Raw genomic sequence first — 14,044 nt, 5'->3', positions numbered from 1 at the left:
GCGAAAAAGTCTCACATGGTACGGTCACAGATTTCTTTGCAGCGCTGGAATGTGGATATTTATCGTTAGGTAACAAACGGATGCGGGTACTGCAATGTCGTGAGGGGGCCAACGCCGACATTCCTGAGGCGCAGCAGACCTCTTGCGAATGCCGCTATGTCATTATAATGACTTTCCCGAGCCAATGACTCTCTCACGGCAGGAAATGCCGCGGGACGCCAAGGACAGAGAACAATGGGAGACTGGCAATGAGCATGCTTTCACTTGACCGGCGCGCAGCACTTGGCCTGATCGGCGGCCTTGCCGCCGCCTGCGCCGGTGTCTTCGCCTCATTGCCGGCGCGAGCCGCCGACAGCACGGTGACGCTGTGGAGCTGGCGCACCGAGGACGAGGCAGCGATGCGCCGCATCTTCGATGCCTTCGAGGCGAAGAACCCCGGCATCAAGGTCGCCATCCAGTTCACGCCCGATGCCGATTACCAGAACCGGCTGAGCACGGCGCTGCGGGGCGGCCGCGGGCCCGACATCGCGCAGCTCAAGGCCTATGGCGAGTTGCAGCCCTTCGTCGAGGCCGGCTATCTCGACGCGCTGGACGACAGCGTGCCGGAGCTGAAGAACATGGAGGACGCGGCGCTTGGCGGCGCGCGTGGCCGCGCTGACGGAAAAGTCTACGGCGTGCCCTACTCGGTGCCGATGATGGGCGTCTTCTACAACCAGGATATTTTCGCCGCCCAAGGCATCGAGATCCCCAAGACCTACAAGGATTTCACCGCTGTCTGCGAGAAGCTGAAGGCGGCCGGCATCACGCCGATCGCCACCGGCGGCGCCAACGGCTCGGCCTGGGAACTGGAGATCGCCGTCGGCGTCGTCGGCCCGACCGTCTATGGTCCTGGCTTCTACGACGAGATGATGAGCGGCAAGGCGACCTTCGAGGATCCGCGCTATGTGGCGGCGCTGAAGCGCTTCGCCGAGCTGAAGCCGTATTTCCCCGACGGCTTCGCCGGTATCGACTACACCACCGCCACGCAGCAGTTTATCGGCGGCAAGGCGGCGATGTTCCTCGGCGGTTCGTTCGAGAACGGCAGCTTCAAGGCGCAGAACCCGAAGCTGAAATTCTCGATCTTCCCGTTCCCCGCCGACGATGCCGGGGCAAAACTCTACACCTCGGCCTTCTCCGACGGCTCCTATGGCCTGGTCTCCGAGAGCCAGAACAAGGAAGCCGCGACCAAGGTGCTGGGCTTCATGGCTTCGGCAGAGTTCGCGCAGATGTTCGCCGACGAGCTCGGCTGGCCGCCGGCCCGCACGGATGTGACGGTGAAGGATCCAGTGCTGGCCGCGATGATGGAGATGGCGAAGAATTCGACGCCCTATCTGACGCTGGTCGGCTTCCGCTGGCAGTCGCCGACGGCGTCTTCGGTGCTGCAGTCGGAGATCATCGACATGGTCGAAGGCAACATCGCGCCGGAGAAGCTGGCGGCCGACATGCAGGCCGCGGTCGCCACCTGGTTCAAGCCGAAGCAGTAGGCGCGGCCGGTCGCAAAAGCGGCCGGCCTCTCACGGACCAGAAAAGCGCATGAGCACCCTTCGCCGCACCAGCAGCCTTCGCCGCACGCAGCAGCGCATGGCCGTGCTGTTCATCCTGCCGGCGCTGGCGGTCTATGCGCTGTTCGTCCTCTATCCCCTGGGGATGTCGCTGTGGGGCAGCTTCTTCGTCTGGAAGGGGCTGCGCATGGTCGAGTTCGCCGGCCTGTCGAATTTCTCAAGGCTGTTCGTTTTCCCCAGCGGCGCGCGGATCTACGGCGCGCTGTGGCACAACACCGCCTGGTTCTTCGGCATCATGGTCTTCCAAAATGGCCTCGGCCTGTTGTTCGCCTGGCTGCTGTTCCTGCGCGACAAGGGTGCGGCCTTCTTCCAGTCGGTGTTCTTCTTTCCGGCGGTGCTGAGCCCGGTCATCATTGGCGCGCTGTGGCGGTTGCTTTTGGCACCGGGTGGCGTCGTCGAATGGGCGCTGAACGGGCTCGGCCTGCACCAGGGCAGCCTGACTGTGCTCGGCAACAGCCACACCGCGCTCGCCATGCTGATCGCCGTCGATGCCTGGAACTGGATGGGCCTGCCGGTGCTGATCTACACGGCAGGTCTGCGGCAGATTTCCGGCCAGATTTTCGAGGCGGCAAAACTTGACGGCGCCGGCAATGCGCGCATGCTGTTCTCGATCGCGCTGCCGCTGCTGATGCCGGCGCTGGGCACGCTGACGACTTTGTCGTTCATCAACACCTTCAACCAGTTCGACATCGTCTATGTCATGCAGGGCGTGCAGGGCAATCCGAGCTATTCGACCGACACGCTGGTGACGTACTTCTACCGGCTGGCCTTCGGCGCGGAAGGTGCTGTCGGCATCACCGATATCGGTCTGGCTTTGGCGCTCGGCACCGTGCTGTTTTTGATCCTCAGCATCGGCACGCTCATGATGCTGCGCTTCTTCGACCGCCGCACGGTGCAGCTATGAGCGCGCTGGCGATTTCACAAAGACCGGCCATCTCTCGGCAGCTGGCGCGGCTGCCCGGCTGGACGGTGCTGGTCGTTTGGACGGCGGCCGTGCTGTTGCCGCTCTACATCCTCATCGTCTCCTGTTTCAAGACCACGGCCGAGATCTACGACAACAGGCTCGGCCTGCCGCAAAGCTTTGCCTTCGACAATTTCATCAACGCCTGGACGCGCGCCGATCTCGGCCAGAATTTCATCAACAGCCTGATCGTCACGGGCGGCGCCGTCATCCTCACCATCGTCGTCTCGGCGATGGCCGCCTATCCGCTCAGCCGCTACAAGCTTGGCTGGAATGCCATCATGCTCGGCCTGTTCCTGTCCGGCATCATGCTGCCCATCCGGTTGGCCTCGGTCGAACTGTTCACGCTGATGCGCAATCTCGGCCTGCTGGATTCGCTGACCGGGCTGATCCTGGTCTATTCGGCGATCCGCATTCCCTTCGCCGTCTTCATCTTCGCCAATTTCATGCGCGTCTTGCCCTCCGAGTTGGACGAGGCGGCGCGCATGGACGGCGCCGGCGAGGTCCGCATCCTGTTCCAGATCATCCTGCCGATGGTCAAGCCGGCGGTGTCGATCGTGGCAATCTTCACCGCGATCGCGGTGTGGAACGATTTCTTCTTCCCGCTGATCTTCATCTTCGACGACCGCTACAAGACGGTGCCGCTGGCGATCAGCGTCTTCGTCGGCCAGTTCCGCACCGACTGGGGCCTGGTGTTCGCCTCGCTGGCGATATCCATGGCGCCCATCCTGATCATGTATTGTCTGCTGGCGCGGCAGATTCGCGAAGGCGTCGGCACCGGAGGGGGCATGAAATGATCGAAGACAGGATTTATGCGGCGAAAGCCATCCTGGTGGTCGGCGCACACGCCTTCGATGCCGAGGTGATGGCCGGGCCGCTGGCGGCCGCTGCCGTCAAGCGCGGCGCCACGGTGACCTTCCTGCATCTGACCATGGGTGAGCAGGGCCATCCGCACCTGGTTCCCGCGCATTATTGCGTGCAGAAGGAAGAGGAAGCGGGCAGCGCGGCGGAGCGGCTCGGCGTCGCCATGCGTAGCTTTGGCCTGCGCGACGGCTTCCTGCCCACAGACGATCAGACGGCGCTCGAAGTGGGCGACATCATTCGCGAGCTGAAACCCGAGATCGTCATCACCCATTGGCATGGCAGCTGGCACAAGGACCATCGCGCCGCCGCGCATTTGACGAAGACCGGTATCTTCTTCGCCGGACTGCCGACCGTTGCCAGCGACCATCCGGCGCACACGCCGCAACTGCTGCTGTTCGGCGAGAACTGGGAGGACGATGACGGCTTCCGGCCCGAGCATCTCGTCGATGTCAGCGACGGGTTCGAGGCCTGGCGCGACGCGGTCATGGAGTATGAGCTGGCGCGCGGCCTGAGCAGCTTCCCCTATGTCGACTATTACAGTTCGCTCTACCGGCTGCGCGGCTGCCTGCGTGGCACGCGCCATGCGCAGGCCTTCGCGGCGGCGTCGCATTCGTGGAATGCCGGCAGCGGCCTGTTCTCGCTCCCCTTCGGCAAAGGGTCCGGTCGATGAGGCGGGTACTCGCCATCGATCTCGGCGGCACCAATCTGCGCGCCGCCGTATCTACGGGCGATGTCGGTGCGTTGGAGGCGCTGGGCAGCGAGCCGGCGCCGGCAACCCTTGGTGCCTTCATTGCGCGCATCGACGCGCTGTGCGCTGAGGCCGGGTCGGTCTCAGCGCTTGGCATCGCGGTGCCGGGTCTGGTCGAGGGCTCAATCTGCCGCTGGATGCCCAACTTGCCGTTCCTCGACGGCGTCGATATCCAGCCGCTGTTTCCCAAACTGCGCGTAGCGCTCGGCAATGACGCGCAGATTGCGCTGCTGGCGGAGGCTGTCGAAGGCAGTGCGAAAAACATGTCGGATGCGATCCTGCTCGCCATCGGCACCGGCATCGGTTCGGCGGTGCTGGCCAATGGCCGCATCGTTGCCGGCGCGCATGGCGGCGCCTGCTCGTTCGGCTGGGCCTGCGCCGACGTGAGGGATCATGGTGAAGAGCGCAGCGGCTGGCTGGAGCGCGTCGCGTCGGGCCGGGCGCTTGATGCCCTTGCCGGACAGATCGGCCTTGCCGACGGCCGCCAGCTGATCGCCGCTGCCCAGGCCGGCGAACTGGCCGCACTCACCTTGCTTGAACTGCCGGCGCGACAGCTCGGCACCGCGCTTGCAGGCGCTGTCGCGCTGCTCGATCCGCAAGCGGTTCTGATTTCGGGTGGTTTGGCGGAGGCGCTGGATGTGATCCGGCCGCCGCTGCTTGCAGCGCTGCGACGCCAACTGCCGCCGCATCTGCGCGGCATCGACGTCAAGCCCGGAAAATTCGGTCCCCGCGCCGGCCTCGTCGGCGCGGCGCTGGCCGGCGCCGTTGGGCAAGGGTGGAGGCATGTGCGATGAGCGAAGCAAGCTTTCAGCAGCCGGACCGCAGACGGCCGGAGCCGCTCTGGTATCAGGTCGAAGAGGCGATCCGCGCCATCGTCAAGAGCGGCGAATGGGCAACGGGCGACCAGATCCCGGCGGAGGACAGGCTGTGCGCCCTGTTCGGCGTCAGCCGCATCACGCTGCGCCACGCCTTGCGCAACCTCGAGGAGGCAGGACTGCTCAGGCGCGAACATGGCCGCGGCACGTTCGTGCGCTCGACCACGCTGGTCGCCGGCACGCGCGAGCTGACCAGCTTCACCCAGGAGATGGGCAATATGGGCGTGGTCGCGGGCTCGCGCCTGCTCGACTGCAGCCTGACCATCGCCAACGCGGCGGCTGCCGGCGCGCTGGAGATCGAGGAAGGCGATCCGGTGGTGCGCATTCGCAGGCTGCGGCTCGGCAACAACGAGCCGATCGGCATTCAGACGGCGCAGCTGTCGGCCGTGCGCGTGCCGGGCTTCCTCGATGCCGGCCTGCTGCAGGGCTCGCTCTACGAGGCGCTGGAGCGCCATTACGGCATCGTGCCGGTGGCGGCGCGGGAAAACTACCGGGTCGGCGCGGTCGGCGCGGCGGACGCCGAACTGCTCGACCTCGCTGTCGGCAGCCCGGCCTTCGTCGTCGAACGCATCACCACCGACGAGCGCGGCCCGTTCGAATTCACCGTCTCGATCATGCGCGGCGACCGCTACGAAATCCGCTCGACGCTACGCGCCGGACGCGTGCCGCTGAACCCGAGAAGCTGATCCATTCCAGACCGACCCAGCAAACAGGAGTACCCACGTGTCCGATCTCTACATCCACCGTCTCGCCGCCCTCATCGACCAGGCTGCGAAAGCCAATGAAGAGGCCTTTGGCCAGGCCGCCAGCCGCTTTGCCGACTCGCTCGAGGGCGGCGGGCTGGTGCATCTCTATGGCTCCGGCCATTCGGTGCTGCCGGTGCAGGAAGTGTTTCCGCGATATGGCAGCTATGTCGGCTTCAACCCCCTGACCGACCCGCGCGTGATGTGGCACAATGTGCTCGGCGCCGGCGGCGTGCGCGAGCTTTTGTGGCTGGAGCGTACGGAAAGATACGCCGAAAAATTCCTCGACCACCAGCCGCTCAACAAGGGCGATTCGATCATCATCTTCGGCCATAGCGGCCGCAACTCGTCGGGCATCGACACCGCGCTCTACGCCAGGAAGCGCGGCATCTTCGTCGTCGCTGTCACCAGCAAGAACAATCTGGACAAGCCGGCGACGCACTCGTCCGGCAAGCGGCTGGCGGATGCCGCCGACCTCGTCATCGACACCTGTTCGCCGATCGAGGACGCCATCGTGCCGGTCGAGGGCTGGAGCCGGCCGGTGTCGGGCTCATCGACGGTGCTTGCCATGATCCTGGCGCATGAGCTGATCGCGCGCACGGCCGAGCAGCTCGCCAAGCGCGGCATCGAACTGCCGGTCTTCGCCTCGCCGACCATTGCCGGCGTGACGCTGCACGACACCGACGTCATCTACGGCGTCTACCGCGAGCGCATGCTGGAGGCGCAGCAGAAGCACCTGCCGACCTTCCAGGCAACGATGCGCGGAGAGTGAAAAAAGGGAGGCCCGGCACATGCCGGGCCTCCGACGTCTCGTTCCGCAATTCCTATCCTCTCAACGCCGCTTCGGGCGCCCGGCAGGCGATTTGTTGCCGCGCGGGCCGCTCTGAACCGGCGTGTTGCCCTGGTTTTCCTCCGACAGCTTGCGCCAGCGGGCAAGGCGCTCAGGGTCGAGCGTACCCGCCTTCAACGCAGCCTGCACCGCGCAGCCCGGTTCGTGGACATGGGTGCAGTCGCGGAACTTGCACAGCGGTGCGAGCTCGGTGATTTCGGCAAACAGCGTGTCGATGCCGGATGCGACGTCGCTGACATGCAGCGTGCGCATGCCCGGCGTGTCGATTACCCAGCCGCCACCGGCGATGGGGTGCAGCGACCGCGCCGTGGTGGTGTGGCGACCCTTGGCATCGTGCTCGCGAATGCCCGCAGTCTGTTGCGGCGATTGCTGCGCCGCTCCGGCCAGCGTGTTGACCAGCGTCGATTTGCCGACGCCGGAGGAGCCGACCAGCGCCACCGTCTGCCCTGCGCCACACCAGGGAGCAAGCGCCGCTGCGGCATCGGCGACGCGCGGGTTCAGCGTCACTACGGGCAAACCACGCTGAAGGGCGGCAGCCTGGCTTTGGTATCTCTCGGCATCGTCAGCGGTGTCGGCCTTGGTCAGCAGGATCACCGGCGTCGTTCCGGCCTCGTTGGCCAGCGCCAGATAGCGCTCGAGCCGGGCGATGTTGAAATCGGCATTGCAGGACGTCACGATGAACAGCGTGTCGACATTGGCCGCGGCCAGCTGCGGGATCCTGCCGCCCTGGGTACGGCGCTCCAGCACCGTCTTGGGGGTCAGCCGGCGGAGCAGCAGATGTGTATGCTGCTCGACCAGCACCCAGTCGCCGACGGCGTAGTCGCCGGTGTTGGCATTGGCCGGCAGCGTCAGATCCACTGGCCCTGCCCGGGACAGGCCGGCCAGGCGGTCGCGGTGCACCGAGGCGATGCGCGTCGGCACGAGGTCTGCCTCATCGGCTTCAAGCTGGTCGCCGAAGAAATCCGTCCAGCCCAGGCTTGCGAGGGAGGCCGTCACGGCTTTGACCAGGGGGACGGCGTCACAGACATCGGAGAGTATCCTTTGGCAAAATGGGCGCGGACCCTCGGGGCGGTTGTTCAAGCCGTGTATGGGCGGCATGGCGGCATTTGGCAAGCCGAACCGCGCCGATGGCCGAGCCGTTTCGCGCACCACGTTGGAACGCATCGCGGCGGTGGTTCGCTGATGCGCTTACGCGTCGTTACTCTCAATGTCTGCAACACGGAAGGCGAACCGGAGCGCCTGGCGGCCATCAACCGGGAGCTGAGGCGGCTCGACCCCGATCTGTCGCTCTCCAGGACGTCGTCCAGACAGCCGATGTGAAATCCCTCGATACGCTGCCGATGGTCTTGATTTGCATGCCACGCATCAGGCCTCGTCGTCGACCTCGAAGTTGGCAGGGACGGATGAGGATGGCAGGTCGAGAAGCCTGCCAAAAGGGGGAGGGGGATGGCCGGTACCGCAGGGGGCGGGGGGTTGGGATGGGGTTGCCTGAAGCACCGGCCAAAGCGGGACACGTCCCACGCCCACAAGCTAGCAGAGCTTGGATCGGTTCATATGGTGTGATCGCGGAACTGGCGCAAAAGCGCTTTCACATCCCCGCGCCGGCGTCGGCAACGAGCCCGCAACCGGGGGTTTCCGGTCGGTTGGTGGGTTGCGCAAGCGTCGGTTGAAGGCGCTGCGGGAGGCTGTCGTTTTTAGTGCGGTTCGAGTGCTATGCGCTCAGCGACAGGTGCTCAAGGCAGGGCAATCGCGTGGCGCCACCACATGCGATTGTCCTGCTTACGCCACCGGCAGCGTTCGCCCCGCAATCAGATCCGCAGCCTTCTCCGCAATCATGACCACGGCGGCGTTGGTGTTCGACGACACGATGCTTGGAATGACCGAGCTGTCGCAGACACGCAGGCCTTGCAGACCGCGCACGCGCAGCTCGGGATCGACGACGCTGTCGGCATCGCCGCCCATCCGGCAGGTGCCGACTGGGTGATAGGCGCTGCGGCCATGTTCTCGGGCGAAGGCTTCGAGTGCTGAGCGCCCCTGCATCGCCTTGCCGGGCAGATGCTCGCGGCTGATGTATCTGGCGAAGGCTGGCTGCGACAGGATTTCGCGGCTGATCTCGATGCCGTCGATGGCGCGTTCGAGATCATAGCGCTCGGCGAACGGGTTGGGGTCGATGATGGGCGCATCGCGCAGGTCCGCGGACTTGAGCGTGACGCTGCCGCGCGAACGCGGGCGCACATGGTAGGAGTTCAGCGTGCAGCCATTGCCGCCGGGAACCGAGCCGATGCCTTCCTCGACGCCGGCGCCGGGCAGGAAATGGAACTGGATGTCCGGCGTCTTCTCCGCGCGGTCGCCCCACCAGAAGCCGCCGGCCTCGACGATGTTGGAGGCCACCGGTCCTTTGCCGAACAGCGCATATTCGAGACCGGCAACCGCCTGCCAGCGCTTCTTCTTGTAACGGTCGATGCCATGCGGGCCGTTGAGTTCGGCGACGACGTCGACGTCCATGTGATCGTGCAAATTCTGGCCGACGTTTTTGGAATCGTGGATCACCTTGATGCCGTGCTGGCCGAGATGCGCGGCCGGGCCGATGCCGGACAGCATCAGCAATTTCGGCGAGCCGATGGCGCCGGCGGTGACGATGACTTCGCGCTCGGCGCGGAGCAGTTCGGTGCGGCCATTGGCGATGATCTCCACGCCAATGGCACGGCCGTTCTCGACCACGATGCGGCTGACGGAGGCGTCGGTGCGTAGCGTCAGATTCTTGCGGCCGAGCGCCGGCTTCAGATAGGCGACCGCCGTGCTCGAGCGTTTCCCCCGACGCGTCGTCGTCTGGTAGAAGCCGGCGCCCGCCTGCTCACCGGCGTTGAAGTCGGCGCGGAAAGGAAGGCCCGCCTGCTGCGCCGCCTTGACAAAGATGCGGGTCAGCGGATGCGGCGCACCGCTGGAGACGCCGAGCGGGCCGTCAATGCCATGCTGCGCATCGGCAAACGTGTCGTTGCCCTCGGAGCGGACGAAGTAGGGCAGCACGTCGGCATAGCTCCATCCGGCACAGCCATCGTCGGTCGCCCAGCCATCGTAGTCCTGCGGGCAACCACGGGTGAACACCTGGGCGTTGATCGAGGAGCCGCCGCCGAGCACACGCGCCTGCGGATAGACCATGGTGCGGCCGTCGATCTCCTTGCCGGGCGCGGTGTCATAGCCCCAGATCAGCGGCCCCGACGTCATCTTGAAGAAGCCGACCGGCAGATGGATGTAGCGATCGGTGTCGGGCGGACCGGCCTCGAGCAGCATGACGGACACGTCCGGGTCCTCGCTCAGCCGGGCGGCCAGAATGCAGCCAGCCGAACCGCCGCCGACGATGATGTAATCCGTCATTTCCACTCCCGGGTTCTCTTTGTTGGAGCATGATCTCCGGACAAAACGGTTTCCCGTTTGTCCGAGAAAACCGGTTCCCACTTTTCGGGATCAAGCTCCTGCCAGCGGTGATCACCGCCCCTTCCTCTTGCGCGCGACGATCTCAAGTCGCTTGTGCCGCGTCAAGAGAAAGGGTATGGTTATCGTGTTGAAGGGTTGTCGTACAAGTGGAGGAGCTTGACGATCCTCACCAGGAGGTCCCGGCCGCGCTCCACGCGCAAGATGCCGGGCGGAACAGAATTCAATCGGGAGGTTTCGAGGTATGAACGACACGAAGAATTTTGCGGTCAACCGGCGCACGCTGATGATGGGCGCCACCGCCGGCGTGGCGGCACTCGCCATGCCGAGCGTGCTGCGCGCGCAGGACAAGCCGACTCTGGTGACGTCGATCCGCTCGCTGTCCAACCCCTATCACGCGGTGTGGAAGACCGGCGCCGAAGCGTATGCCAAATGGGCCGGGCTGGAACACGTCACGCTGGTTTCGGAAGGCAACAGCGAGAAGGGCATTGCCGACATCAAGGCGATGCTGGCCAAGACCGGCGGCAACATGGTGCTGAATTCCGATCCCAACGACACGCCCGATGCGCGCCCGATCGTCGAGGCCTGCGCCAAGGCCGGCGCCTATGTGGTGACCCAGTGGAACAAGCCTGGGGATCTGCACCCGAAGGATTTCAACCCGAACTATGTCTCGCATATCGAGTTCGACGGCATCGACAGCGGCAAGACCATCGCCGAGATCCTGTTCAAGACCATTGGCGGCAAGGGCGGCATCGTAGCGCTCGGCGGCCTGATCTCGACCACGGCGGCGATCGAACGCAAGAAGGGCCTCGACGCAGCGCTTGCCGCCAACCCGGACATCAAGCTGCTCGATTTCCAGGTCGCCAACTGGAAGTCGACCGAAGCCTTCGACCTGATGGGCAATCTGCTCACCCGCTTCGGCGACGACATCAAGGGCATCTGGGCGGCCAATGACGATATGGGCTCGGGCGCTCTGGAAGCGCTGCGCGCCGAAAACCTCGCCGGCAATGTGCCGATCGTCGGCGTCGACGGCATCAAGACGGCGGTCGATGCGGTGCGCACCGGCGAATTCGCCTGCACGGTCACTTCGGATCCGTTCTGGCAGGGCGGCATGGGTCTCGCCATCGGCTACAACGCCAAGATCGGCAAGTTCGACCCGACCAAGGAGCCGCCGGAGCACCGTGAGTTCTACGGCAAGGCGGTGCTGATCTCGCACGACAATGTCGAGGAATATTACAAGACCAATGTCGATGCGAAGCCCGAGATCGACTGGAACGATCTGTGGGGCCGGGTCACCGGAGCAATCCGTACCTGATCCATCGGAGTGGGCTGCACCTCCCTGGCGGCCCGCTTCCTCCCGCAGCCGTCGCGATCCCCTTGTCGCGACGGCTGTCACCAGCAGACGGGAAGCGGTTTCTTGACAATCCATACAGAACCCCTGAAGTCCGTTTCGGACATCGAGCGGACGACGCCTATGACATCGTTCCCCGGCCGCATCGCGACATTCCTGGGCGGCAGGCGCTGGCGCAGCCTGGCGCCGCTGGCGGTGCTGATTGTACTCTGCGTACTCATCGCCATTGCCAATCCCAATTTCATCGAGCTGCGCAATCTGGTGCGGCTTGCGAATTCCGCCGCCGTGCCGCTGACGCTGGCGATGGGGCTGACCTTCATCATCCTGATGGGCAGCATCGACCTCGCAGTCGAAGGCACGCTTTCGGTGGCGGCAATGGTGCTTGTGCTGCTCGCCGCCAATGACGGCAACGGCAACGACTATGGCTGGTGGGCGGTGCTCGCTGCCATCGCCGCCGGCACCGCCATGGGCTTCGTCAGCGGTCTCGTCCAGACCATGCTGCGCATCCCGTCCTTCATGGGCACGCTCGGCATGTGGTTCATCGGCCTCGGCCTGTCGGTCTATATGCTGGGCGGCACGGCCATCAAGCTGAACGACGCCTCGATCCGCGACCTGGCCTTGCACCGTTTCCTCGGCCTGCCGGTGGCGGTCTGGGTCGCGTTCGGCGCCTTCCTGCTCGCCACTGTCATCCAGTATCACACCAAGCTCGGCCGCCACATATTGGCGATCGGCGGCGATGAGGATGTCGCCAAGCTCTCCGGCGTCAATGTCGTGCGCGTGCGCATCGCCGCTTTTGCGCTGGCAGGGTTCTTCTTCGGCATTGCCGGCGTGCTGGCCGCGGCACAGCTCGGCCAGTCGCACGCCGTCATCGGCGACGGCAGGCTGTTTGCAGCGGTCACCGCAGTGGTCGTCGGCGGCACCGCTTTGACCGGCGGCGAGGGCGGCGTCGTCAACACGCTGATCGGTGTGCTGATCGTCACCGTGCTTGCCAATGGCATGATCCTGCTCGGCATCTCGCCCTACATCCAGCAGACGGTGCAGGGTCTGATGATCATCGCCGCGGTGGCGCTGTCGCTCGACCGTGTCCGCCTGAAAATCGTCAAGTGAACGCCATGCTGCAGGCGTCCAACATCATCAAGAATTTCCCCGGCGTCCAGGCGCTGCGCGATGTCTCCATCGAAGTGCGGCCCAATGAAGTTGTCGGGCTGATCGGCGAGAACGGCGCCGGCAAGTCGACGCTGATGCGGGTGCTGGCCGGCGGCTACCGCCCGGATGGCGGCTCGCTCACGCTGGATGGCGAACAGCTGCGCATGCGCAACGCCCGTGATGCGGCCAGGCATGGCATCGGCATGGTGTTCCAGGAGCAGTCGCTGGTGCTGAACCTGACGGTTGCCGAAAACATCTATCTCGGCGAGGAGGACCGCTTCACCCGCTTCGGCCTCGTCAATTGGCGCGCCATGAACGCGGCGGCGCGGCGGCAACTGGCCAAGATCGGCATCGACATCGACGTCACCGCGCGCACCTCCGAACTCACCTTCGCCGCACGCCAGATGGTCGAGCTCGCCAAGGCGCTGACCTTGGAGGAAGTGGTCGAGCGGCAGTTGCTCATCCTGCTCGACGAGCCGACCTCGGTGCTCAACGCCGCTGATATCGAGGTGCTGTTCGCGCGGGTGCGCTCGCTTAAATCCCGCGCCAGTTTTGTGTTCGTCTCGCACCGCCTCGACGAGGTGCTCAACATCTCCGACCGTGTCTACACGATGAAGGACGGCGCGGTCGTCGCCGAGCACCGCGCAGCTGAAGTCACCGCGCCGGAGCTGCACGAGATCATGGTCGGGCGCGGCCTGCAGGCCGAATATTACCGCGAGGCCCGCCAGCTCGCGCCGCGCGATATCGTGATGGTCGAGGCCAAGGGGCTTGGCGCCAACGGTTACTATCACGGCGTCGATCTCTCGATCCGGGCCGGCGAAATTGTCGGCATTGCCGGCGTCGTCGGCTCCGGCCGCGAGGAGGTGACGCGCACCGTTGGCGGCTTCGTCCAGCATGATGCCGGCGAGATGAAAATCGCCGGCGATGCCGTGCGCTTCTCCTCGCCGGAGCCGGCTGTGCGCAAGGGCATCGGCTATGTCCCGCGCGAGCGCCGGCTCGAAGGGCTGGTGATGTTCCTGTCGATCGCGGAGAACATTTCGCTGGCCGATCTCTCCAGCGTCATGCGCCATGGCGCCATCGACTATGGCAAGGAGCGCCGGCTTGCCGCCGACTGGATCAAGCGGCTGCGCATCAAGGCGCCCGGTCCCGATGCCGCCTGCCGCAAGCTCAGCGGCGGCAACCAGCAGAAGGTGGTGCTGGCGCGCTGGATGACGGCGGGCTCGCGCATCCTGGTGCTCGACCATCCCACACGCGGGCTCGATGTCGGCGCCAAGGAAGAGGTCTACGAATTGGTGCGCGACCTCTCCGCGCAAGGCGTGGCGATCCTTTTGATTTCCGACACGCTGGAGGAAACGATCGGTCTGTCGCACCAGGTGCTGGTGATGCGCGACGGTGCAATCACCGCGCGCTTCGATGCCAGTCCGGGCAACAAGCCGAACCAGGTCGATCTTCTCAGGGCAATGGTGTGAACCG

General features: G+C 65.1%; 13 protein-coding genes. 11 read left to right on the top strand and 2 right to left on the bottom strand.

Features of this window, described 5'->3' with window-relative positions; translation table 11 throughout:
- Positions 1-248 precede the first annotated feature (248 nt).
- From AC3EMP_RS31235 to AC3EMP_RS31205, 7 genes are read left to right on the top strand one after another with little or no spacing between them, the layout of a single operon-like run.
- Entirely contained in the window at positions 249-1,523 is a 1,275-nt protein-coding gene (locus AC3EMP_RS31235) for an extracellular solute-binding protein (RefSeq protein ID WP_023831711.1), read from the top strand.
- 49 nt (positions 1,524-1,572) lie between these two features.
- On the top strand, positions 1,573-2,505 hold the full coding sequence (locus AC3EMP_RS31230; protein ID WP_352711669.1) for a carbohydrate ABC transporter permease: 933 nt from the start codon (positions 1,573-1,575) through the stop codon (positions 2,503-2,505).
- Positions 2,502-3,359 carry a carbohydrate ABC transporter permease gene (locus AC3EMP_RS31225; RefSeq protein WP_023698619.1) on the top strand — a complete coding sequence of 286 codons (858 nt, stop codon included), beginning with the start codon at positions 2,502-2,504 and terminating at the stop codon, positions 3,357-3,359. Before AC3EMP_RS31230 ends, AC3EMP_RS31225 begins: the two co-directional genes overlap by 4 nt.
- Positions 3,356-4,096: a PIG-L deacetylase family protein gene (locus AC3EMP_RS31220; protein ID WP_352711666.1), complete on the top strand. Its 741-nt coding sequence runs from the start codon at positions 3,356-3,358 to the stop codon at positions 4,094-4,096. The genes AC3EMP_RS31225 and AC3EMP_RS31220 overlap by 4 nt, the downstream gene beginning before the upstream one ends.
- A complete protein-coding gene (locus AC3EMP_RS31215; RefSeq protein ID WP_352711663.1) occupies positions 4,093-4,968 on the top strand; it encodes an ROK family protein in 876 nt (291 codons plus the stop codon). Before AC3EMP_RS31220 ends, AC3EMP_RS31215 begins: the two co-directional genes overlap by 4 nt.
- Positions 4,965-5,735 carry a GntR family transcriptional regulator gene (locus AC3EMP_RS31210; protein ID WP_352711661.1) on the top strand — a complete coding sequence of 257 codons (771 nt, stop codon included), beginning with the start codon at positions 4,965-4,967 and terminating at the stop codon, positions 5,733-5,735. Before AC3EMP_RS31215 ends, AC3EMP_RS31210 begins: the two co-directional genes overlap by 4 nt.
- A 37-nt stretch (positions 5,736-5,772) precedes the next feature.
- Positions 5,773-6,564: a sugar isomerase domain-containing protein gene (locus AC3EMP_RS31205; RefSeq protein ID WP_023686509.1), complete on the top strand. Its 792-nt coding sequence runs from the start codon at positions 5,773-5,775 to the stop codon at positions 6,562-6,564.
- A gap of 60 nt (positions 6,565-6,624) precedes the next feature.
- Here the strand turns inward: AC3EMP_RS31205 and rsgA are convergent, their stop codons facing one another.
- Positions 6,625-7,650 carry a ribosome small subunit-dependent GTPase A gene (gene rsgA, locus AC3EMP_RS31200; protein WP_352711811.1) on the bottom strand — a complete coding sequence of 342 codons (1,026 nt, stop codon included), beginning with the start codon at positions 7,648-7,650 and terminating at the stop codon, positions 6,625-6,627.
- Positions 7,651-7,824: 174 nt separating this feature from the next.
- On the opposite strand from rsgA, the gene AC3EMP_RS31195 reads away from it, so the two are divergent.
- The gene (locus AC3EMP_RS31195) at positions 7,825-7,962 is read left to right on the top strand and encodes an endonuclease/exonuclease/phosphatase family protein (RefSeq protein ID WP_023691904.1); all 138 of its coding nucleotides are present in this window, start codon (positions 7,825-7,827) and stop codon (positions 7,960-7,962) included.
- Positions 7,963-8,421: 459 nt separating this feature from the next.
- Here the strand turns inward: AC3EMP_RS31195 and AC3EMP_RS31190 are convergent, their stop codons facing one another.
- Positions 8,422-10,017, bottom strand: a complete 1,596-nt coding sequence (locus tag AC3EMP_RS31190; RefSeq protein WP_352711659.1) for a GMC family oxidoreductase — start codon at positions 10,015-10,017, stop codon at positions 8,422-8,424.
- A gap of 301 nt (positions 10,018-10,318) precedes the next feature.
- On the opposite strand from AC3EMP_RS31190, the gene AC3EMP_RS31185 reads away from it, so the two are divergent.
- From AC3EMP_RS31185 to AC3EMP_RS31175, 3 genes are all read left to right on the top strand, one after another.
- Complete coding sequence (locus AC3EMP_RS31185; RefSeq protein ID WP_023714088.1) at positions 10,319-11,389, top strand: sugar ABC transporter substrate-binding protein; 1,071 nt, start codon at positions 10,319-10,321, stop codon at positions 11,387-11,389.
- Between the two features lie 159 nt (positions 11,390-11,548).
- The gene (locus AC3EMP_RS31180) at positions 11,549-12,532 is read left to right on the top strand and encodes an ABC transporter permease (protein ID WP_023714087.1); all 984 of its coding nucleotides are present in this window, start codon (positions 11,549-11,551) and stop codon (positions 12,530-12,532) included.
- A 5-nt stretch (positions 12,533-12,537) separates the two neighbouring features.
- Positions 12,538-14,040, top strand: a complete 1,503-nt coding sequence (locus tag AC3EMP_RS31175; protein ID WP_023671076.1) for a sugar ABC transporter ATP-binding protein — start codon at positions 12,538-12,540, stop codon at positions 14,038-14,040.
- The last annotated feature ends 4 nt before the right edge of the window (positions 14,041-14,044 follow it).

Source organism: Mesorhizobium sp. P160219, from assembly GCF_057786095.1.
Note: the sequence above shows the minus strand (reverse complement) of the source record. Positions and strands in the feature narration are given on the sequence as shown.